Here is a 20,762-nt window from a genome sequence, read left to right on the forward strand (position 1 = left end):
CAGACAGCCCGCAAAAGCCTGAAATAGCTTGGCCGAGCTCTGTGAAGAACAAGAGGGGAGACGATGAAGGCAGTAATTCTGGCGGGTGGCCTGGGCACGCGCATCAGCGAAGAGTCGCACCTCAAGCCCAAGCCGATGATCGAGATCGGCGGCAAGCCAATTCTTTGGCACATCATGAAACAGTACTCCGCCCACGGGATTCATGACTTCGTGATTTGCCTTGGCTACAAGGGCTATGCGATCAAGGATTTCTTCGCCAACTACTTCCTGCACACCTCCGACGTCACCTTCGACATGCGCAACAACCGCATGGACGTGCACCAGAACTACAGCGAGCCGTGGAGCGTCACCCTCATCGACACTGGCGAGGAAACCATGACCGGTGGCCGCTTGCTCCGCGCCGGCCGCTACCTCAAGGATGAAGAGGCCTTCTGCTTTACCTACGGCGACGGCGTCTCCGATATCAATATCCGTCAACTGGTGGACTACCACACCGCCCACGGTCGTCTGGCGACCGTCACTGCCGTACAACCGCCGGGCCGTTACGGTGCCCTGGAGCGTCACGGCGATCAGGTGCTCGGTTTCACCGAGAAGCCCCGTGGTGACGGCGGCTGGATTAATGGCGGTTTCTTTGTGCTTTCGCCCAAAGTGCTGCCGTACATCGGCGGTGATGACACCACTTGGGAAGCCGAGCCTTTGGCCCGTCTGGCCCAGGATGAACAGTTGAAGGCCTTCGAGCACGAAGGCTTCTGGCATCCGATGGACACCTTGCGTGACAAGAACCACCTCGAAGCGTTGTGGCAGAGCGGGGAGGCCCCATGGAAGCAATGGGCCTGAGTCCGGAATTCTGGCGCGGTAAAAGGGTTCTGCTGACCGGCCACACCGGTTTCAAGGGCAGCTGGCTGACGTTGTGGCTGCAAAGCCTCGGTGCCGAGGTCAGCGGGTTTTCGCTCGATCCGTCCACCGAACCGAGCCTGTTCGAACTGGTCCGGGTGCATGAGGGCATCAACGATCAGCGCGGCGACCTGCGTGACCTCGGCGCCTTGCTGGAGCTGATCGCCGAAGTGCAGCCGGAAATCGTCCTGCACCTGGCGGCCCAGCCGCTGGTGCGCGAAGGCTATCGCGATCCGCTCGGCACCTATTCCAGCAACGTGATGGGAACCCTCAATCTGCTCGAAGCGATCCGCCAGGTCGGTGGCGTGCGCGCCTGCGTGCTGGTGACCACCGACAAGGTCTACGCCAACAAGGAATGGCTGTGGCCTTACCGCGAAGACGAAGCCCTCGGCGGTCACGATCCTTACAGCAGCAGCAAGGCTTGCTGTGAATTGTTGGCGCAGTCTTACGCCGCGTCGTTTTTCCCGGCTGACAAGTACGCGGAACACGGTCTGGCGTTGGCCACCGCGCGCGCCGGTAATGTACTGGGCGGCGGGGACTTCGCGCCTGAGCGCCTGATTCCCGACGTGCTCAAGGCTTGGTCGGCGAATGAGCCCGTGACCCTGCGCTACCCGCAGGCCGTGCGCCCGTGGCAGCACGCCCTGGAACCGTTGGCCGGTTATCTGCAATTGGCCGCCGGCCTCTACGAGCAAGGCCCGGCGTTTGCCGGCGCGTGGAACTTTGGCCCGAGCGAAGCGGACATGTGCAGCGTCGGCGAAGTGGTCGAGCTGCTCGCCAGCCGCTGGCCGCAAGCGCGTGGCTTGCGCATCGAACCGAGTAATTTGCATGAGGCCGGCCTGTTGCGCCTGGACAGCAGCCGTGCCCGTCAACTGTTGGCCTGGCAACCGCGCTGGTCGTTGCAGCAGTGCCTGACCCAGACCCTCGATTGGCACTTGGCGTGGCAGAACGGCGATGACATGCGTGAAGTCACCCTGGGCCAGTTGAACCTGTACCGAGGCGCACTATGAGTGAATTTCTGTTGAAAGCCTTGCCGCTGGCCGGTTTGTTCAGCGTGCAGCACAAACGTTTTGAAGATGACCGCGGGCAATTTGCCCGGCTGTTCTGCGAAGGCAGCTTGAGCGCCTTCGGCGAGCCGTTTCATATCCGCCAGATCAACCATTCCTGCACACGTTTACGAGGCAGTGTACGGGGGCTTCATTATCAAAATTCCAATGCGCCGGAGGCCAAGCTGGTCACTTGCCTGCGGGGCGAAGTCTGGGATGTGGCGGTGGACTTGCGTCCCGACTCAGAAACCTTTCTGCATTGGCACGCCGAGCACCTGAAGGCGGGTGACGGCCGCAGCCTGTTGATCCCGGCCGGGTTTGCCCACGGTTTCCAGACCCTGACCGATGATGCCGAATTGCTCTATCTGCACAGCGCCGATTACGCACCGGAGCACGAGGGCGGTTTGTCGGTGAACGATCCACGGCTGGCCATCACTTGGCCGTTGCCTGTCAATAATCTGGCGGTCCGGGACGCCAGCCATTCCTTGCTCGATGAACACTTCTCTGGAGTGCGTCTATGAACAACTGCCGTGGTTGCGGTACTTCTTTGGCCTTGCCACTGATCGATCTCGGCACATCGCCGCCGTCCAATGCCTACCTGCGCGCCGATCAACTGGAGCAGGCCGAGCAATGGATGCCGCTGAAGGCTGCGGTGTGTCAGCACTGCTGGTTGGTGCAAATCGAGGATTACTTCCGCGCCGATAGCCTGTTCGACGCCGAGTATGCGTATTTCAGTTCGTTCTCCAGCACCTGGCTGGCCCATGCCGAGCGCTATGTGGCCGAGATGGTCGAGCGCTTCGGCTTGAGCGCCGACAGCCGCGTGGTGGAAATCGCCGCCAATGACGGTTACCTGTTGCAGTATGTGGCGGGGCGCGGCATTCCCTGTCTGGGCGTCGAACCGACCCGCGGCACCGCGCAAGCGGCGCGGGAAAAAGGTCTGCAGATTCGCGAACTGTTCTTCGGTCGCGACACCGCTGCGCAACTGAACAGCGAAGGCTGGGCCGCCGACCTGATGGTCGCCAACAACGTGTTGGCCCACGTCCCGGACATCAATGATTTCCTCGGTGGTTTTGCCTGCTTGCTCAAGCCGACCGGTGTGGCGACGTTCGAGTTTCCGCAACTGCTGACGCTGATGGCCGGCCAGCAGTTCGACACGCTCTATCACGAGCACTATTCCTACCTGTCCCTGACTGCCGTGCAGACCTTGTGCGAGCGCAATGGCCTGAAGGTGTTCGACGTCAGTCAGCTGTCGACCCACGGCGGGTCGTTGCGGGTGTTCGTCCAGCGTGCCGACGGTGTTCGCCGAGAGGTGCAGACAAGTGTTCAGCAGCAGCTGCAGGCCGAATGTGCAGCGGGGGTGAAAAACCCCGAATACTACGCAACCCTGGCGCCAGCGGCCGAGGGCATCAAGCACGAACTGCTACGGTTCCTGTTGCAAGCCAAGGCCGACGGCAAGCGTGTAGCCGGTTATGGTGCTGCGGCCAAGGGCAACACGTTGCTCAACTACGCCGGGGTCAAAACGGACCTGTTGGCCTGGGTGGCCGATGTCAATCCGCACAAGCAGGGCAAGTACATGCCGGGTAGTCGTATTCCGATCGTTTCGCCGGCGCAGATCGATCTGGAAAAGCCGGATTACATCCTGGTGTTGCCGTGGAACCTGTTGCGCGAGGTAAGTCAACAGTTGGCTCAGGTGCGGCAGTGGGACGGCCGATTCGTGATCGCCGTGCCTGAGTTGACCGTGCTGTGAAAGTGCTCGTGACCGGAGCCACCGGGTTCGTCGGCCGTCATTTGGTCGAATCCTTGCTCGCCCGTGGCTGCGAAGTCCGGGCCGTGGCACGTAACGCCGAGACCGCTGCGCAGTTGCCGTGGATCAACGCCGTGGAGTTCGTGGCGGCGGATATTCATACCGCCGACCTGGACCTCGGCGCACTGACCGATGGCGTCGATGCCTTGGCGCATCTCGCCTGGCCAGGGTTGCCGAACTATCAGGCGCTATTTCACTTCGAGCACAACCTGATGGCCGATTACTGCTTTATCAAAAGCGTGGTGGCAGCGGGCGTGAAGCAAATTCTCGTGACCGGTACCTGCTTCGAGTACGGCATGCAGAGCGGGCCACTCAGCGAACAGACCGAGGCGCGGCCGAGTAACCCGTACGGGCTGGCCAAGAACACTTTGCGTCTGTTCCTCGAAAACCTGCAGCGCCAACAGCCATTCACCTTGCAATGGGCGCGGTTGTTTTACCTGCACGGGGAAGGGCAGAACCCCAACAGTTTGCTGGCGGCACTGGATCGGGCAATCGAGGCCGGGGACGACAGTTTCAATATGTCGGCCGGCGAGCAGTTGCGTGATTACCTGGCGATCAACACGGCCGCGGGTTACCTCGCCGCGATCCTGCAACAGCGCGAATTTGACGGCGTGATCAATTGTTCCAGCGGCCAGCCGATATCGGTCAGAGCGCTGGTCGAACAACGGTTGCGTGAGCGCGGCGCATCGATCGATTTGAGTCTGGGTCATTACCCATACCCGACCCACGAGCCGATGGCGTTCTGGGGCGTGGCGGACTGCTTGCAACAGCTACTGGGAGCAGAGCATGAGGCATGAGTTGTATCGGGTCGCCGACCTGCCGGTGTTGCAGAACCGGACCTTTGCCGATGCGCAATCAGCGAAAGCTTCGGCCTGCGCCGACATGGTGTTGGTGCAAGACGAGGCGAGCGGGCTGATCTTCAATCAGGCCTTCGACGCCGACAAGCTCAGCTACGACGCTGACTATCAGAACGAGCAGGCGCATTCCGGCCAGTTCCAGAAGCACCTGAGTGATGTCGAAGGGATCATCGCCCGCCACTTCAAGGGTCAGGCGCTGATCGAAGTCGGCTGCGGCAAAGGCTATTTTCTTGAGCTGCTAAAAGGCCTGGGCTACGCCATCACCGGCATCGACCCGGCCTACGAAGGCGACAACTGCGATGTGATCAGGGCGCCGTTCACTCGCGGCCTGGGGCTGTCGGCGGATGCCATCGTATTGCGCCATGTGCTGGAGCATATTCAGGAACCGTTGAGCTTTCTGGCGGTCATCGCCGAGGCCAATCAGGGCGGGCAGATCTACATCGAAGTGCCGTGTTTCGACTGGATTCTCGAGCACCGTGCCTGGTTCGATCTGTTCTACGAACACGTCAATTATTTCCGCCTCGATGACCTGCGCCGGATGTTCGGCACCGTGCACGAAGCCGGTCACCTGTTCGGTGGTCAATACCTGTATATCGTCGCCGACCTGGCCACGTTGAGTCTGACCCCGGAGCAACCGGTGCCGCGCCTGACGCTGCCCGAAGGTTTCACCGCCAGCCTCGACAGCGCCGTGCAGATCATTCAGGCCGCTCCCGAACAGGGTTCGGCGATCTGGGGCGCCTCGTCCAAAGGCGTGATTTATTCGCTGTTCCTGCAACGAGCGGGTGTGGCGGTGGATCGCGTGGTGGATATCAACCCGGCCAAACAGGGCCGATATCTGCCCCTGAGCGGCGCGCGGGTGTCCTCGCCGCAAGAGGCCATGGACGCTCTGCCCGAAGGCGCCAACCTGTTTGTGATGAACTCCAATTACCTCGAAGAAATCAAGCGGATGACCGGTGGACGCTACGTCTACCACGCCGTCGACAGCGCTTCGTTCCAGTGACTATTGAGATTCCAAAAATGACCGACAACACCATCAATAAAGCCTTCGAAGCCGAATGCCAGGCAGAAATCGCGCGTCAGGGTGACGACCAGAAACTCACCGGTCTGGCCCAGGAGTTCTTCAACGAATCGGCCAAGCACAAATACAGCTATCACTTCTCGTGGATGGGCCGTCCGATCATTCAGTTGCCGCAAGACATGATGGCGGTGCAGGAAATCATCTGGCAGGTCAAACCGGATCTGGTCATCGAGTGCGGCATCGCCCACGGCGGTTCGATCATTTACTACGCCTCCTTGCTGGAGCTGCAAGGCCACGGCGAAGTGCTGGGCATCGACCTCGACATTCGTCCGCACAACCGTGAAGCCATCGAAAGCCACCCGATGAGCAAGCGCATCAAGATGATCGAAGGTTCGAGCATTGATCCTGCGATCGCCGCACAAGTGCGCGCCGCCGCCGAAGGCAAGAAAGTCATTCTGGTGCTGGACTCCAACCATACCCACGATCACGTGCTCGAAGAGCTGCGCCTGTATGCACCGCTGGTGTCGGTGGACAGCTACTGCGTGGTGATGGACACCGTCGTTGAAGACATGCCGGCCGACTTCTTCCCGGATCGTCCATGGGGCCCGGGCGACAACCCGAAAACTGCCGTATGGAAGTACCTGGAAGAGAACAAGGACTTCGAAATTGACCGGCAGCTGCAAAACAAATTGCTGATCACCGTGGCGCCGGACGGCTATCTGCGTCGCGTTCGTTAATCAAAAAACAGCTTCAGGTACTTGGCGATCGGCCGGTTGTGGGGATAGGAAAATGCAGGTTCAAAGCAGCACTCAAACCAACGTGACACCGCTGAACGAGCTGTTCACGGTGGTTTTAATCACCCACAACCGCAGTGCGTTCCTGCGACGCGCCTTGCAGTACTACAGCAGTTACTCCGCCAAGGTGCTGGTGTTGGATTCGTCCGTGCAGGGCGACGAACGCATCGCGGACGATTTTCCGTCGGTCGACTATCGCCATTTGCCGCAGTTCACCTATACGGGGTTTCAGCAAAAGCTTGCGTACGGCGCAAGCCAGGTCACCACGCCCTACATGGTACTGGCCGCTGACGATGATTTCCTGCTGCACGATGCATTGACCGAGTCGGTGAACTTCCTCGAGGCCAACCCCGATTACGGTATGTGCCACGGCTACTGCCTGATGTACCTGACGCACTCCAACTATGTGCAGTACTACCGTCGCGACAAGAAGGTGAAAGAGGATTACAACGCCGAGCGCGGTCAGGATCGTGTACTGGACTACATGAGCCAGTACATTCCGCCGTTCTATGCGGTGCACCGCACTTCGTTGTTGCAGGACTGGTACGCGGCCATGCCGCAAGGCACGATTTTCGAGTGGCAGGAAATCGGCCATGTGTATTACATGCTCGCGCGGGCCAAGGCGCGGATTTTGCCAACGCCTTATGTGGTGCGTGAGGTCAACTATGGCCGTTCGGATCACAATACCGAAATCATTCACGTCCTGAGTTTCAAAGACGCACGCTCCGTCGCCGAGCGTGAGCGCTTTGCCGGTTTCCTCGCCACGCTGCCGACCGGCATCAGTGACCTGAACCAGACGCAGACCGCCGAGTTTGCCCTGCAAAGTTTCCAGGCCCTGGCCGACAGCCTGGCGGCGCGCAATGCATTGACGATCGAACCGATCTTCGAGTCCTACTGGAAGGACCCCACCATCGGCCCGAAACGCGCATTCGGGCCTCAGCAGTATGTCGAGATGCCGTTCTACAACCAGGCGTTTTTTGATCAACTGACCGAGTGCGAATTCCTGCTCCATGCGATGCCCGCTGGACGCTTGCAGCTGGAAGAAATGGAAGGTGCATTACTTCAACAGCACACATTGCAGCGCCTCTATTCCAATGACACGTCCGAGACCATTCAGAACCGTTTGCTGCATGCCGTACAGTTGGGCGCCTTCAACCGTCGGGTCGTGCAAAAGCTGGTGCAGCAACTGCTGGACATGGGGGAGAGCGCCGATGCGGAAATATTGATGGACTGGATTGCACGTTTGGACAGCGTACCGACCTACGACAGTCGTCAGTTGCTGGACAGTATGCCCTCGGGTCGACTGTTGAACTGGCTACAGGCCCGCGAGCCGAACGACACCGCGGTACGGAAAATCAATCAACATCTGGCGGCCAACGAGGGCGGGCCTCAGTTCGGCATTCTGTTGCTGGACCTTGAAGCCGACATGGACAAGTTGCAGGTCACCTTCGACAGTCTGATGGAAAGCGCTTTCCGCGCTTTCAAGGTGGTGGTCTTCACCACCGGTGATTTGCCCGAGGTCACCACCGAACAAAATACCGTGCATTTTGTAAAGGTCAGCGCAAGCAACTACGTCGATAGACTGAACCAGCTTGCCCAGCGCTCGACCTCGGACTGGCTGCTGTTGGCCGAGGCCGGTGATGAGTTCACCGCTGCCGGCTTGCTGCGCGCCAGCCTTGAGTTGCAGAACGCCGAAGGTTGCCGTGCGGTGGCGATGGATGAGATTCAGCGTCGTAGTAACGGCACATTGACCGAAGTTTTCCGCCCGGCCTTCAACCTCGACCTGCTGCAAAGTCTGCCGGCGTTGACCGCCCGGCACTGGCTGATCCGACGTGAGGTGCTAGTGGATGTCGGTGGTTACGACCGCGAGTTCAGCGATGCACTGGAATTCGACCTGCTGCTGCGCCTGATCGAAACTGGCGGGCTGGCGGGTCTGGCGCATTTGGCCGAGCCATTGCTTATCACCCCGGCGGTGGAGCTGGCACCGAACGAGCACCAACGTCAGACCCTGGTGCGCCACTTGGCAACCCGTGGCTATCAGGCTCAGGTGAGTGCCAAGGCATTTGGTGGCTTGCGGATCGACTACCGCCATGCCGCGCGTCCGAAGGTATCGATCATCGTGCGCAGCGAAGGCGGTCAGGAGCAATTGCAGCGCTGCCTGGTGAGCGTATTGCAGCGCACGCGCTATCAGAACAACGAAATTATCATCGCCGACAATCACAGTCAGTCAACCGACCTGCTGACGTGGCTCGACAGTCTGGAGCAAAACGGCCGCGGGCGGATTCGCCTGATCAAGAACGAGCAGCGCGTGAGCCCGTCAGCACTGCTCAACCAGGCCGCTGCTCAGGCCCAAGGTGAGTATCTGATACTGCTCGCGGCGGACGCCGAGGTGGTCAATGCCAATTGGATCGAAGCCTTGCTCAACCAGGCTCAGCGTCCTGAAGTGGGTGTGGTGGGTGCCAAACTGGTTGATCGCGAAGGCAGCGTGACCGGTGCCGGTCTGATTCTGGGTCTCAATGATGGCGTGGCTTCTGCGTTCATCGGGGAGAAAAAAGATGCACCGGGGCACATGCATCGTCTGCTGGTCGAGCAGAACTATTCGGCCGTTTCCGATGCTTGTCTGATGGTGCGCAAGGAGGTGTTCGACGCACTGGGCGGGCTGGATGAAGAACATTTCGAGCAAGCGTATGCCGATGTCGACTTTTGCCTGAAAGTCGCTGATGCCGGGTTGCTGACCGTATGGACCCCGCAAGTGCAAATCACCCATCCCGGCACTTTGCCGGATCACCCGCAGGCGGCAGCCGCTCTGCGCGACAAGTGGCAATCGCGCTTCGAACAGGATTCAGCCTACAACCAGAACCTGGCCTTGACCGGCAAGGGCTTTACTCTCAGCAAACCGACCCGTGTGAACTGGGCGCAGTTGCTCGCATAAGCCTGGCTGACAGGTAAAAGGACTCAAGGCATGTTCAACGGTAAATCGATTTTCATCTCTGGCGGCACCGGCTCGTTCGGGCGCAATTTCATCCGCCGGCTGCTGGAGCAATATCAACCCAAACGGGTGGTGGTATTTTCCCGCGATGAGCTGAAGCAGTACGAGATGCAGCAGACGTTCAACGCGCCGTGCATGCGTTACTTCATCGGTGATGTGCGCGATGCCGAGCGTTTGCGTCAGGCCATGCGCGGCATCGATTACGTGGTGCATGCCGCGGCCCTGAAACAAGTGCCTGCGGCGGAATACAACCCCACCGAATGCATCCGTACCAACGTCAACGGCGCGGAAAACATCATCGCCGCTGCCATCGACAACGGCGTGAAAAAAGTCGTCGCGCTGTCAACCGACAAGGCCGCCAGCCCGATCAACCTGTACGGCGCGACCAAGCTGCTGTCGGACAAACTGTTCGTGGCCGCCAACAACATTGCCGGTGAACAGCAGACCCGCTTTGCCGTCGTGCGCTACGGCAACGTCGCCGGTTCGCGGGGGTCGGTGGTGCCGTTCTTCAGCAAACTGATTGCCGAGGGCGCCAAAGAGCTGCCGATCACTGACGAGCGCATGACGCGTTTCTGGATCACCCTCGATCACGGCGTGAAGTTTGTGCTCGACAGCTTCGCCCGCATGCACGGCGGCGAAGTGTTTGTGCCGAAGATCCCGTCGATTCGCATCGTCGATCTGGCGCGGGGCATGGCTGAACATTTGCCGCACAAAAACGTCGGCATTCGTCCGGGGGAAAAACTCCATGAGCTGATGGTGCCGCTGGACGACGCGCGCATGACCCTGGAATTCGATGATCACTACACCATTCAGCCGTCGATTCGTTTCACCAGCGTCGACGTGGATTTTGCCGTCGACAAACTGGGCGAGCAGGGCCGGCCGGTGAGCGAAGATTTCGAGTACCGCTCCGACACCAACCCGCACTTCCTGTCGGTCGGCCAGATCGCTGACCTGCACGCGGAGCTGTCGGCATGATTCCGTATGGTCGGCAAAGCCTCGATCAGGCGGACATCGATGCGGTGGTGGCCGTGTTGCAGTCTGACTGGCTGACGCAAGGGCCGACCATCGAGCGTTTCGAACAGGCCATGGCCGTACGTTGCCAGGCCGATTTTGCGGTGGCGGTGTGCAATGCCACGGCGGCGTTGCACATTGCCTGCCTCGCCGCCGGCCTCGGGCCCGGCGATCGCTTGTGGACCACGCCGAACACCTTTCTGGCCTCGGCCAACTGCGGGCGTTACTGCGGCGCCGACGTCGACTTCGTCGATATCGATCCGCTGACCTGGAACCTCGACGCCTACACTTTGGCGTCGAAGCTTGAGATCGCCGAGCGCGACGGCAAACTACCGAAAGTGCTGGTGGCGGTGGCGTTCTCCGGGCAGAGCTGCGATATGCGCATGATCGCCGAACTGGCCGAGCGCTATGGTTTCACCGTGATCGAGGATGCCTCCCACGCGGTCGGTGCGTCTTATGCCGGGCGTCCGGTGGGTTGCGGCGAATTCGCGGCGATGACGGTGTTCAGTTTTCACCCGGTGAAGATCATCACCAGCGCCGAAGGCGGCATGGTCCTGACCAATCGCCCGGAGCTGGCCGAGCGCTTGCAGCGCCTGCGCAGCCACGGCATGACCCGTGACCCTGCGCAGATGACCGAACTCAGCCATGGTCCCTGGTACTACCAGCAAGTGGAACTGGGCTTTAATTACCGCATCACCGACCTGCAAGCGGCCCTCGGTCTGTCGCAGCTGAACAAGCTCGATGGTTTCATCGAGCGTCGGCGTGAACTGGCGGCGCGTTATGACCGGTTGCTGGCGTACTTGCCGCTGACTTTGCCCAGCGCGCAGCCTGAGGCCGAATCGGCGTGGCATTTGTACGTGGTGCGCTTGCAGCCGGAGCGGATCAGCCTCAGCCATCGACAGGTGTTTGAAGGCTTGCGAGCGGCCGGGGTGGGTGTGAACCTGCACTATATTCCGCTGCACTTGCAGCCGTACTATCGCGACCTGGGTTTTGCCGAGGGTGATTTCCCTCAGGCCGAACGTTATTACGCCGAGGCCATCAGCCTGCCGCTGTTTCCTCTGCTGAGCGATGAACAACAGGATTATGTGGTCGAGCAATTACGACGACTGATCCTTGAGGCGTAGTGACTTGAGGAGTAGTGAATCTTGAGCAGTGTTGCGATCATCCCGGCCCGCGGTGGCAGTAAGCGAATTCCGCGCAAGAACCTCAAGCCGTTCGACGGCGTGCCGATGATCGTCCGTTCGATTCGCTCGGCTCTGGAGTCGGATCTGTTCGACCAGGTGATCGTCAGCACCGACGATGAAGAGATCGCCGAGGTCGCACGGGCCCATGGGGCTCAAGTGCCGTTCATGCGGCCCGTAGCGCTTGCCGACGATTTCATCGGGACCGCAGCGGTGATCGTGCATGCTTTGAAGCAATTGCCAGCGTTCGACTATGCGTGCTGCGTCTACGCGACGGCGCCCCTGTTGCAGGCGCGTTATTTGCGTCAGGGGCATGAGTTGTTGGTGCAGCATCCGGACAAGTCTTTCGTGTTTTCAGTCGCCGGTTTTGGCTTCCCGGTACAACGGGCCTTGACCCTGGACGAGCAGGGCGCCTTGACCTCGCTCTACCCGGAATTTCGCGAGACCCGTTCCCAGGACTTGCCCGAAGCTTTTCAAGATGCCGGCCAGTTCTACTGGGGGCGCAGCGAGGCCTGGTTGCGTGGCGATGTGCTGTTCTCGCCGGCAAGCCTGCCGGTGATTCTGCCGCGGCATCTGGTGCAGGATATCGACACGCTTGAAGACTGGACGCGTGCCGAATATCTCTATTCCGCCTTGAAGGCTGGGGGTGAGCTGCAATGAGGGTACTGATCCGCGCTGATGCATCGCCGACCATCGGCACTGGCCATATCGCCCGCTGCCTGACCCTGGCCAGGGTGTTGCGCAAGCAGGGCGCGCATGTTTCCTTCGCTTGTCGTCAGTTGCCGGGGCATCGGTTGGACAGTCTGCAGTCTGAGGATTTCGAGACTTTCGCGCTGCCGGAGCGCTATCCCGATGAAGACCCACAGCAGGCCATCGAGTCGATGCTGCCGTGGCAGGCGGACATCGCTGCGCTGGGGCAAGCATTGGAAAGTCATCCGGCTTTCGACTGGATCATCGTCGACCACTATGGTCTCGATCACCATTGGCAGACCGCGGCCCGCCGCTGGGCTCCGCGAATCGCGGCGGTGGACGATTTGGCCACTCGGCGATACAGCGTCGATCTGCTGCTCAATCAAAATCTGTCGGGCACGCCAGAGGCTTATGCCTCACTGCTGACGCCCGATTGCCAGACCCTGCTGGGCCCACGGTTTGCCCTGCTGCGTGATGAGTTCTGTTGCCCGGCAATCGAGATCAAACCTCGAGCCAGGCGAGTGCTGGTGAACTTCGGCGGTTTCGATGCGGCCATGCAGACCCACCACGCGATGTTGGCGCTGGCGGACCTCCATGAGCTGGAAGTCGATTTCGTGGCGGGTGCCGATAACCCGGCCTGGGAGCAGATGCAGAGTCTGGTGGACTATCGCCCGAACTGGCGCCTGCACAGTTTTGTCAGCGACTTTTACCGGCTGATGACCGAGGTCGATCTGTTCATCGGTGCCGGTGGCGGTACCAGCTGGGAGCGGGCGGCCATGGGGCTGCCGACGATCTGCATTGCGGTCTCGAATAATCAGCAGGCCAACGGCGAGGTGATGGCGACCTCGGGGGCTCATGTGTTCCTGGGCAACCGCGAGCAGGTCGGCGTCGAGCAATTGCGCCAGACCATCGGTTTTGTCGTGGGCAATCAGGGAATTCGTCAAAGTCTGGCCGAACGTTCGCGGCAGTTGGTCGATGGCCGTGGGGCGCAGCGGGTCGCAGCAGCGCTGGCGGGGGCGGTGTTGCCGGTTCGTCGGGCCACTCAGGACGATGCGCAATTGTTATTCGACGGGCGCAATGCCGAGGCGGTACGGCGCTGGTCGCTGGACACGCACATCATCGACTGGCAACGGCATCAGGCCTGGCTGGCCGCGAGCCTGAGCAACCCGCGGCGGTTGCTGTTGATCGCCGAGGCGAATGACGGTCCGGTCGGTGTGCTGCGTTATGACCTCGACGATGCTCATGCCGAAGTCTCGATTTATTTGTTCGAAAGCCGAATCGGCCTGGGTTGGGGGAGGGCGTTGCTGGCGCGGGGCGAAGCCTTTGTGACCGCTTACTGGCCGTCACTGCAAGCCATCACCGCTCAGGTGCTGCCGGCCAACCAGGCGTCGCTGAAAGTTTTCCGCGAGGCAGGTTTCACTCAGAGTGCTTGTGCGTTCACACGCGTTTTAAAGGATCACCCATGACCCGTTTCAAGATCGGCAACCGCTCGATCGGTGCCGATGCGCCGCCGTTCATCATTGCCGAGATGAGCGGCAACCATAATCAGTCGCTGGACGTGGCGCTGCAAATCGTCGAAGCCGCGGCCAAGGCCGGTGCGCATGCCTTGAAGCTGCAAACCTATACCGCCGAGACCATGACGCTGGACCTGTCCGAAGGCGCGTTCTTCATCAAGGACCCCAACAGCCTGTGGGCCGGTTCTTCGCTGTACGCGCTGTACGAGAAGGCCCATACGCCGTGGGAATGGCACGCGCCGATTTTCGCCCGGGCCAAAGCGCTGGGCATGCTGGCGTTCTCTACACCGTTCGATGACACGGCGGTGGACTTTCTCGAAAGCCTGGACGTGCCGGCCTACAAGATTGCCAGTTTCGAGAACACCGATCTGCCATTGATCCGGCGGGTCGCTGCCACCGGCAAGCCGCTGATCATCTCCACCGGCATGGCCAGCATCGCCGAGCTCGATGAAACCGTGCGCGCCGCCCGTGAGGCCGGTTGTAAGGATCTGGTGTTGCTCAAGTGCACCAGCACGTACCCGGCGACGCCAGCCAACAGTAATGTGCGCACCATTCCTCATCTGCGCGAGTTATTTGGCTGTGAAGTCGGTTTGTCCGATCATTCGATGGGCGTCGGAGTGTCCGTCGCTGCAGTAGCGCTGGGGGCAACGGTGGTGGAGAAACACTTCACCCTTGACCGTGCCGCCGGTGGCGTGGACGCCAGTTTTTCCCTGGAGCCTGCTGAACTCGCGAGCCTGGTGATTGAAACCGAACGCGCTTGGCAGGCGATGGGCCAGGTGCATTACGGCGTGACCGAGGCCGAGCGCAAGTCTCTGGTATACCGCCGTTCGCTGTACATCACTCAGGACATGGTCGCCGGAGAACCTTTCACCGCCGCCAATCTGCGGGCCATCCGGCCTGGCCTGGGGCTCGCCCCCAAACACGCTGAAGCCCTTCTGGGCCGCCGCGCCCGACAAGCCATCAAACGCGGAACGCCGTTGGACTGGTCGCTGGTCGAATAACCTGTTGTGGGTCTGATTCGGCAAAATAGCGTGACCTGCGAGTCATAACGCGCATCTTCACTGTATTGTATAAAAAGGGGAGATGGCGCCTGGACTGTTTTTAGCCCAGTGATGGCCTTTTATTCTTCCTGCTGTCGCCCCCTTGAGGGCGACGTTATTCGTTGTTTGTCGGCGCCCCTCGATTCCTTGCGAGCGGTGGTATTGGGCTGTTTATTATTGGGAAGCCGTAATGATTGGCATAAAGAGCATTGCGAGCTACGTTCCTGTAGCCGGCGTGGACAATTACGCACAAGGTGCAAAATTCGAAAAGGATGAAGAATTCATCCTGGGCAAGATCGGTTCGGCCTTTCTGCCGCGCAAAGATGCCGGTCAGGAAACCTCGGATCTGTGTGTCGAAGCAGTCAACGCGCTGTTCGCCAACAATCCCGAATTGAAGCGTGAAGCCATCGACGTGTTGATCGTCGTTACCCAGAATGGTGACGAAGAAGGTCTGCCGCACACCGCCGCCATCGTTCAGGACAAACTGGGCCTGCCGACGACCGTGGCTGCGTTCGATATTTCCCTGGGCTGCTCCGGTTACGTCTACGGCATCTACGCCATCAAGGGTTTCATGGAAGCTGCTGGCCTGAAGAATGGCTTGCTGGTGACCGCTGATCCGTACTCCAAGATCGTCGACCCGGAAGACCGCAACACCACCATGCTCTTCGGCGATGCCGCCACTGCCACCTGGATGGGCGAAGATGCACCATGGCAGCTGGGCAAGGCCAAGTTCGGCACTGACGGTTCCGGCGCGCCGCACCTGAAGGTTTCCGACGGGGTGTTCTTCATGAACGGCCGTCAGGTCTTCAACTTCGCGCTGCTCAAAGTGCCGGCGCATTTGCACGAGCTGCTGGGCGACTCCGGCCTGACGGCTGACGATATCGACGCCTTCTGCATTCACCAGGGCAGCGCGGCAATTGTCGACGCCGTGGCGCGGCGTTTCGAGGGCGAGCCCGAGAAGTTCATCAAGGACATGGTCGAGACCGGTAATACCGTGTCGTCGAGCATTCCGCTGCTGCTGGAAAAACACGTGCTGGACTCGAAGTGGAAGCGCGTGGCGCTGAGTGGTTTCGGGGTAGGACTGTCCTGGGGTTCGGCGATCATCTATCGCCCTTGAACATCTAAAAGCCAGGCACAAAAATAGCGTTCAAGGTGTAACCTTGAACGCTATTTTTTTGCCCGAATGAAAAGCGAGGCTCCATGAGCGAGTTCTTTGAGCGCAACGCCGAGGTCATCCAGCGCCGCTGGCCGGCCGTGGCTGAGCGTCTGCTGACTGAAGATCCGGGCCCGTTGCAGGCCGATCTGGTGGAAGGGCTCGGCTCGACCCTGAGCATCAACGGCATTCAATTGACCAGTCGCCATGACCGCATCCGCGAAGCGCAGCTTCAGGCCGAAAGCCTGCCGGTCGACAGTCCGGTGTTGCATGTTTACGGCACGGGGCTGGGTGATCTGCAACTGGAACTGCTGCAGCGTTCAGGGCCGATTCAACTACATGTACATATCCTCAACGGCGCAGTGTTTGGGCTGGTCTTGCAATTGCTCGATCAGCAGTCGTGGCTCAGCGATTCGCGTGTCCAGCTGCACTACGCTGGTGATTTGGCTGAAATTTGTTTGCCGTTCTTTGCCCTGCCTTCAGAGCTGGTGTTGGCCGATGACTACAACGCCAGGATCCGAGACCGCTTGATCAGCGAAACCCATCTGACATTCAACAACCGTGAGTTCGATCCGGACACTCCGGAAATAGCGGCACGCCTGCTGGAAAGTGTCGAACAGATCCGCATTGATAGCGACGCCGCACAATTGTTCGCAACACACGCTGGCCAGCCAATGTTCGTCATCGCCACCGGGCCGAGTCTGGAACAGCACTTCGTGACCTTGCGATCCATTCGCGGCCAGACCCCGCGACCACTGTTCGTTTGTGTCGATACCGCTTACCGGCCGTTGATCGAGCACGGCATCAAGCCGGATGTGGTCGTCACGATTGATCAGCGTATCTCGCAGCGTCACCTGCCACCCGAGGACAGCGCAAATACCACACTGGTCTACATGCCGCTGGTGGACCCTGTCGTGTTGCAGGCCTGGCAAGGCAAACGCTATGTCGCCTACTCGGCGAGCCCGGTTTTCCGTGATTTGCGTGAGCAGTTGCCTCGCGCCGGGCTGTTTGCAGGCGGCAGCGTGATTCATCCGGCGGTGGATCTGGCGGTGAAAATGGGGGCCAGTCAGATCACGCTGTTCGGGGCTGACTTCGCGTTCCCCAACAATAAGACTCATGCCGGCTGGAATGATGGCGATCTTGGCCCGCAATTGGGCGCGGCTCGCCATTGGGTGTTGGACGGGAATGGGCAGCGGGTCAAGACACAGCTCAACTTCCGCAGCTACTTGTGTGAGCTGGAGCGCTATATCGCTGCGCAGCCACAAGTAGCCTTCTACAACAGTAGTCGAGCCGGAGCCATGATTGCCGGCACGACATTTCATCCGGAGTTCAGTCGATGAGCGAAGTGTTACTTGTTGATCAGGCCCGGCAATGTTCAGCGTTGTTTCGCTTGGGAAGGGATGTCGAGGCTGCGCTGGTCATGGTTGAGGTAGCGGAGCGGGTGCAGTCGCGGGTCGGCGGGGCAGACAGCCAGATCGCGGCCCGGTGGATGGCATTGCTGACAGGCATGCTGGATAGCCAGGAACGACAGGATTGGCTGGCGCTGGCGGACTACCTTGAATACGAACTGATCGATTTGCTGATGGCTGTCAATTCCGCGTAATGCCGTGGCAGATCAGCGGGAGCGGGGCTGTAAGAAAGGGTTGTGGCAGTTCTCTGGCGTCATTTTTTGGTGGTTGGATCGTCGCTAAGCCTTGGTTTTACAGGGGGTGGCAGGGTGATGGCAAAAAATTTTAAAAATCCCCTCAAGCAACCTGCGTTGGCGACGATAACTATTACGAAGGTTCTCTAGGCCATACCGGGCGGTTGCCAGGGCCGGAAGCCGCAGTACCCAACCAACGAGGAATTCGTCATGGCTTTAACAGTAAATACCAACACTACTTCCCTGAGTGTTCAGAAGAACCTGAACCGTGCGTCGGACGCACTGTCGACCTCGATGACCCGCCTGTCCTCCGGCCTGAAAATCAACAGCGCCAAAGACGACGCCGCCGGCCTGCAGATCGCTACCCGTATGACTTCGCAAATCCGTGGCCAGACCATGGCTATCAAAAACGCCAACGACGGTGTTTCGATCGCTCAGACCGCTGAAGGCGCTCTGCAAGAGTCGACCAACATTCTGCAGCGTATGCGTGAAATCGCACTGCAAGCGCGAAACGACTCCAACGGCACCGCTGACCGTACCGCTCTGGACAAAGAATACCAACAGTCGATCGCTGAACTGACCCGTATCGCTCAGTCGACCAACCTGAACGGCAAAGCGCTGATCGACGGTACTGCTGGTGCGATGGAGTTCCAGGTAGGTTCGAACACTACTTCCGACAACCAGATCACTCTGACCCTGTCGACCAGCTTCGACGCCAGCGCCCTGGGCATGACCGGTACTGTCATTTCCGGCGTTGATAATACAACTAACCATACTAACGTTGATGCCTCTATCTCGGCTATCGACGCTGCTCTGGCAAACATCAACGCCACTCGCGCTGACTTGGGTGCTGCTCAAAACCGTTTCTCGACTACCATTTCCAACCTGCAGAACATCAACGAAAACGCCAGTGCTGCACTGAGCCGCGTACAAGATACCGACTTCGCTGCAGAAACTGCACAGCTGACCAAGCAACAAACTCTGCAACAAGCTTCCACCGCAGTTCTGGCCCAGGCCAACCAACTGCCATCCGCTGTACTGAAACTGCTTCAGTAATAGCTGATGTGTTTTGGCGGGGGAGTGCGTATGCGCGCTCTCTCGCTTTTTCAGTTTAAGAGGTGATGGACATGGATATGAGCGTTAAGCTGAACTTGTCTTATCCAGCTGCGAAGCCGGCGACGACTGTTGCTGACAAGCCGGTGGAGAAGCCTCGAACCGATGCCTTGGTGGTGGCGCCGGTCAATGATGAACAAAAGAACGACGCGGTATCCGAGCGGGACAAACTCAAGATGGCCGTTCAGGAAATTGAAAAGTTCGTTCAGTCGGTCAAACGCAATCTGGAGTTCTCGATCGACGAGCCTTCAGGAAAAGTAGTCGTCAAGGTTATTGCCAGTGACTCGGGTGAGGTGGTTCGCCAAATCCCCAATGAAGAAGTCCTGAAACTGGCTAATAGTTTGAATGATGCAAGCAGCTTGTTGTTCAGCGCGAAAGCCTGACAGCTGGCATGAATATTGTTGCTATGTTCTTTTGGACGTTGTAGTGGTCAAAAGACCGGCGACACACTGAAGGGAGATATGCATGGCAAGTCCAATTCTACCGGGCACAGGTTTAGGCTCTGGCCTTGATACCGGTGCTATTGTCAAAGCCTTGGTCAACGCCGACAAAGCAGCCAAACAGAACCAGATCGACCGTCAGACGACCACCAACACCGCGCAGATTTCCGGTATTGGTTCCCTCAAAAGTGTCCTGGCGAACTTCCAGACTGCAATCAAGAATCTGGGCAATACGCAGACTCCGCAATTCCTGGGCTTTAACGCCACCTCCGCCGACGCGAAAGTATTGACCGCTGTAGCGAGTAACACGGCTGTCAACGGTACTTACGTGGTCAAGGTCACTAATCTGGCGACCTCATCCAAAGTGGCCACCGCAGCATTTGCCGGCGGTACCAGCAGTGCTATCCCAAGCGGCACGCTCAATATCACGCAAAATGGCGTTTCCAGTTCTGTAACCATTCCGGCGGGCGCGACGTTGCAGTCGGTTCGGGATGCGATTAACACCCAGCAAGGCGCCAATGGCTTCAGTGCCAACATCGTGACTGACTCGTTTGGTTCGCGTCTGGTGTTGGGTTCCACGGTGACCGGTGCCGGTTCCGATATCACCCTCAGCGGTATTGCGGGTCTGGAGATCAATGCCGGCCAGCAAATGGGTGCAACACCGACCGCTACTTCGGCGGGTGCCATCGGCGAATTCGCGGTGGACGCCAAGTTCACCGTGGACGGGCTTGCGCTGACCAGTAAAAGTAACAAGGTTGACGCAGCTATTTCCGGCTTGACCCTGAATCTGGTCGCCGGTGGTGGTGAGACGACAGTGACGGTCGGCCCGAACAGTGATGGCCTGAAAAAATCCATTCAAGCTTTCGTTGACGCATATAACCAGGTTGTGACCAGTGTTAATGCGTTGACCAAACCTTCTCTGGATGACGATGGCAATCCGACCATCGCCGCTGCACTCACCGGTGACCCATTGGCGCGCGGCATTCTGGCATCCATTCGTCAGCCGTTGGTCACTACCGGCGCAGGTGACAAGCTCACTGTTCTGTCGCAACTGGGCATCACCACCAATCAGAAAACCGGTGCGCTGGATTTCGATAGCACCAAGTTCACGACCGCGATGGATACCCAAAAGCTCGGTGGTGAGGTTCAGAAGCTGTTCCTGGGTGATCCGACGGCGACTGGCGATGCCGCCAAGGGCTTGCTGACGCGCATGAACGATGCAATCACCCCTTACACGGTCACGGGCAGCGAGGGTATCCTCGATGCCCGTTCGACCAGCCTGGCCAAGACCAAGTCGAATCTGGCCAACCAGCAGGCAGCCCTGGATCGCCGTATCGAGACGCTGACTGCTGTGCTGACCAAAAAATACAACGACATGGATTCTCTGGTCGGCAAACTCAAGGCAACTGCCAGTAACATCACCTCAATGTTCGAGGCGATGAACGCGCAGAAAAACGCCTCGTAGTGCATAAACGCCAAAAGCCCGGCAGCGGATTCCGCTTGTCGGGCTTTTTTTGGTTTGGTCTAAAGATTTTTGACGCCGTGTCGATAGAGTGAATATACGAATCACAGAGTTTGA

General features: G+C 59.2%; 19 protein-coding genes. All 19 read left to right on the top strand.

Annotation, left to right across the window (positions count from 1 at the left end; translation table 11 throughout):
* The first annotated feature begins 63 nt into the window (after positions 1–63).
* The 19 genes from rfbF to fliD all read left to right on the top strand — a co-directional run bounded on the left by rfbF (position 64) and on the right by fliD (position 20,648).
* Positions 64–837, top strand: a complete 774-nt coding sequence (gene rfbF / locus AB7M29_RS11335) for a glucose-1-phosphate cytidylyltransferase (protein ID WP_217858381.1) — start codon at positions 64–66, stop codon at positions 835–837.
* Positions 819–1,901 (top strand): CDP-glucose 4,6-dehydratase, encoded by a 1,083-nt coding sequence (gene rfbG / locus AB7M29_RS11340; RefSeq protein ID WP_454246865.1) that lies wholly within the window; start codon positions 819–821, stop codon positions 1,899–1,901. The genes rfbF and rfbG overlap by 19 nt, the downstream gene beginning before the upstream one ends.
* Positions 1,898–2,458, top strand: a complete 561-nt coding sequence (locus tag AB7M29_RS11345; protein WP_454246866.1) for a dTDP-4-dehydrorhamnose 3,5-epimerase family protein — start codon at positions 1,898–1,900, stop codon at positions 2,456–2,458. Before rfbG ends, AB7M29_RS11345 begins: the two co-directional genes overlap by 4 nt.
* On the top strand, positions 2,455–3,684 hold the full coding sequence (locus AB7M29_RS11350; RefSeq protein ID WP_454246867.1) for a methyltransferase domain-containing protein: 1,230 nt from the start codon (positions 2,455–2,457) through the stop codon (positions 3,682–3,684). The genes AB7M29_RS11345 and AB7M29_RS11350 overlap by 4 nt, the downstream gene beginning before the upstream one ends.
* A complete protein-coding gene (locus tag AB7M29_RS11355) occupies positions 3,681–4,538 on the top strand; it encodes an NAD-dependent epimerase/dehydratase family protein (protein ID WP_454246868.1) in 858 nt (285 codons plus the stop codon). Before AB7M29_RS11350 ends, AB7M29_RS11355 begins: the two co-directional genes overlap by 4 nt.
* The gene (locus tag AB7M29_RS11360) at positions 4,528–5,598 is read left to right on the top strand and encodes a class I SAM-dependent methyltransferase (RefSeq protein WP_454246869.1); all 1,071 of its coding nucleotides are present in this window, start codon (positions 4,528–4,530) and stop codon (positions 5,596–5,598) included. Before AB7M29_RS11355 ends, AB7M29_RS11360 begins: the two co-directional genes overlap by 11 nt.
* 17 nt (positions 5,599–5,615) lie before the next feature.
* The gene (locus AB7M29_RS11365) at positions 5,616–6,353 is read left to right on the top strand and encodes a cephalosporin hydroxylase family protein (RefSeq protein ID WP_217858375.1); all 738 of its coding nucleotides are present in this window, start codon (positions 5,616–5,618) and stop codon (positions 6,351–6,353) included.
* A gap of 52 nt (positions 6,354–6,405) precedes the next feature.
* Positions 6,406–9,342, top strand: a complete 2,937-nt coding sequence (locus AB7M29_RS11370; RefSeq protein WP_454246870.1) for a TIGR00180 family glycosyltransferase — start codon at positions 6,406–6,408, stop codon at positions 9,340–9,342.
* A 30-nt stretch (positions 9,343–9,372) separates the two neighbouring features.
* Positions 9,373–10,374 carry a UDP-N-acetylglucosamine 4,6-dehydratase (inverting) gene (gene pseB, locus AB7M29_RS11375; protein ID WP_030130522.1) on the top strand — a complete coding sequence of 334 codons (1,002 nt, stop codon included), beginning with the start codon at positions 9,373–9,375 and terminating at the stop codon, positions 10,372–10,374.
* Positions 10,371–11,534, top strand: coding sequence for a UDP-4-amino-4,6-dideoxy-N-acetyl-beta-L-altrosamine transaminase (pseC, locus tag AB7M29_RS11380; protein WP_454246871.1), 1,164 nt, complete (start codon positions 10,371–10,373; stop codon positions 11,532–11,534). The genes pseB and pseC overlap by 4 nt, the downstream gene beginning before the upstream one ends.
* 21 nt (positions 11,535–11,555) lie before the next feature.
* Positions 11,556–12,251, top strand: a complete 696-nt coding sequence (gene pseF, locus AB7M29_RS11385) for a pseudaminic acid cytidylyltransferase (RefSeq protein WP_454246872.1) — start codon at positions 11,556–11,558, stop codon at positions 12,249–12,251.
* Positions 12,248–13,747 carry a UDP-2,4-diacetamido-2,4,6-trideoxy-beta-L-altropyranose hydrolase gene (pseG, locus tag AB7M29_RS11390; protein WP_454246873.1) on the top strand — a complete coding sequence of 500 codons (1,500 nt, stop codon included), beginning with the start codon at positions 12,248–12,250 and terminating at the stop codon, positions 13,745–13,747. The genes pseF and pseG overlap by 4 nt, the downstream gene beginning before the upstream one ends.
* Positions 13,744–14,796 (top strand): pseudaminic acid synthase, encoded by a 1,053-nt coding sequence (gene pseI, locus AB7M29_RS11395; protein ID WP_217858370.1) that lies wholly within the window; start codon positions 13,744–13,746, stop codon positions 14,794–14,796. The genes pseG and pseI overlap by 4 nt, the downstream gene beginning before the upstream one ends.
* Before the next feature lie 229 nt (positions 14,797–15,025).
* Positions 15,026–15,952 (top strand): ketoacyl-ACP synthase III, encoded by a 927-nt coding sequence (locus AB7M29_RS11400; protein ID WP_038979567.1) that lies wholly within the window; start codon positions 15,026–15,028, stop codon positions 15,950–15,952.
* Between the two features lie 83 nt (positions 15,953–16,035).
* Positions 16,036–17,328, top strand: coding sequence for a motility associated factor glycosyltransferase family protein (locus AB7M29_RS11405; RefSeq protein ID WP_454246874.1), 1,293 nt, complete (start codon positions 16,036–16,038; stop codon positions 17,326–17,328).
* Positions 17,325–17,591 (top strand): hypothetical protein, encoded by a 267-nt coding sequence (locus AB7M29_RS11410; protein WP_217858368.1) that lies wholly within the window; start codon positions 17,325–17,327, stop codon positions 17,589–17,591. The genes AB7M29_RS11405 and AB7M29_RS11410 overlap by 4 nt, the downstream gene beginning before the upstream one ends.
* Positions 17,592–17,840: 249 nt before the next feature.
* On the top strand, positions 17,841–18,686 hold the full coding sequence (locus AB7M29_RS11415; protein ID WP_217858367.1) for a flagellin domain-containing protein: 846 nt from the start codon (positions 17,841–17,843) through the stop codon (positions 18,684–18,686).
* A 71-nt stretch (positions 18,687–18,757) separates the two neighbouring features.
* Positions 18,758–19,126 carry a flagellar protein FlaG gene (locus AB7M29_RS11420; RefSeq protein ID WP_454246875.1) on the top strand — a complete coding sequence of 123 codons (369 nt, stop codon included), beginning with the start codon at positions 18,758–18,760 and terminating at the stop codon, positions 19,124–19,126.
* A gap of 82 nt (positions 19,127–19,208) precedes the next feature.
* Positions 19,209–20,648, top strand: coding sequence for a flagellar filament capping protein FliD (gene fliD / locus AB7M29_RS11425; protein ID WP_217858365.1), 1,440 nt, complete (start codon positions 19,209–19,211; stop codon positions 20,646–20,648).
* The last annotated feature ends 114 nt before the right edge of the window (positions 20,649–20,762 follow it).

The sequence above is a fragment of the Pseudomonas sp. F-14 TE3623 genome (genome assembly GCF_053629015.1).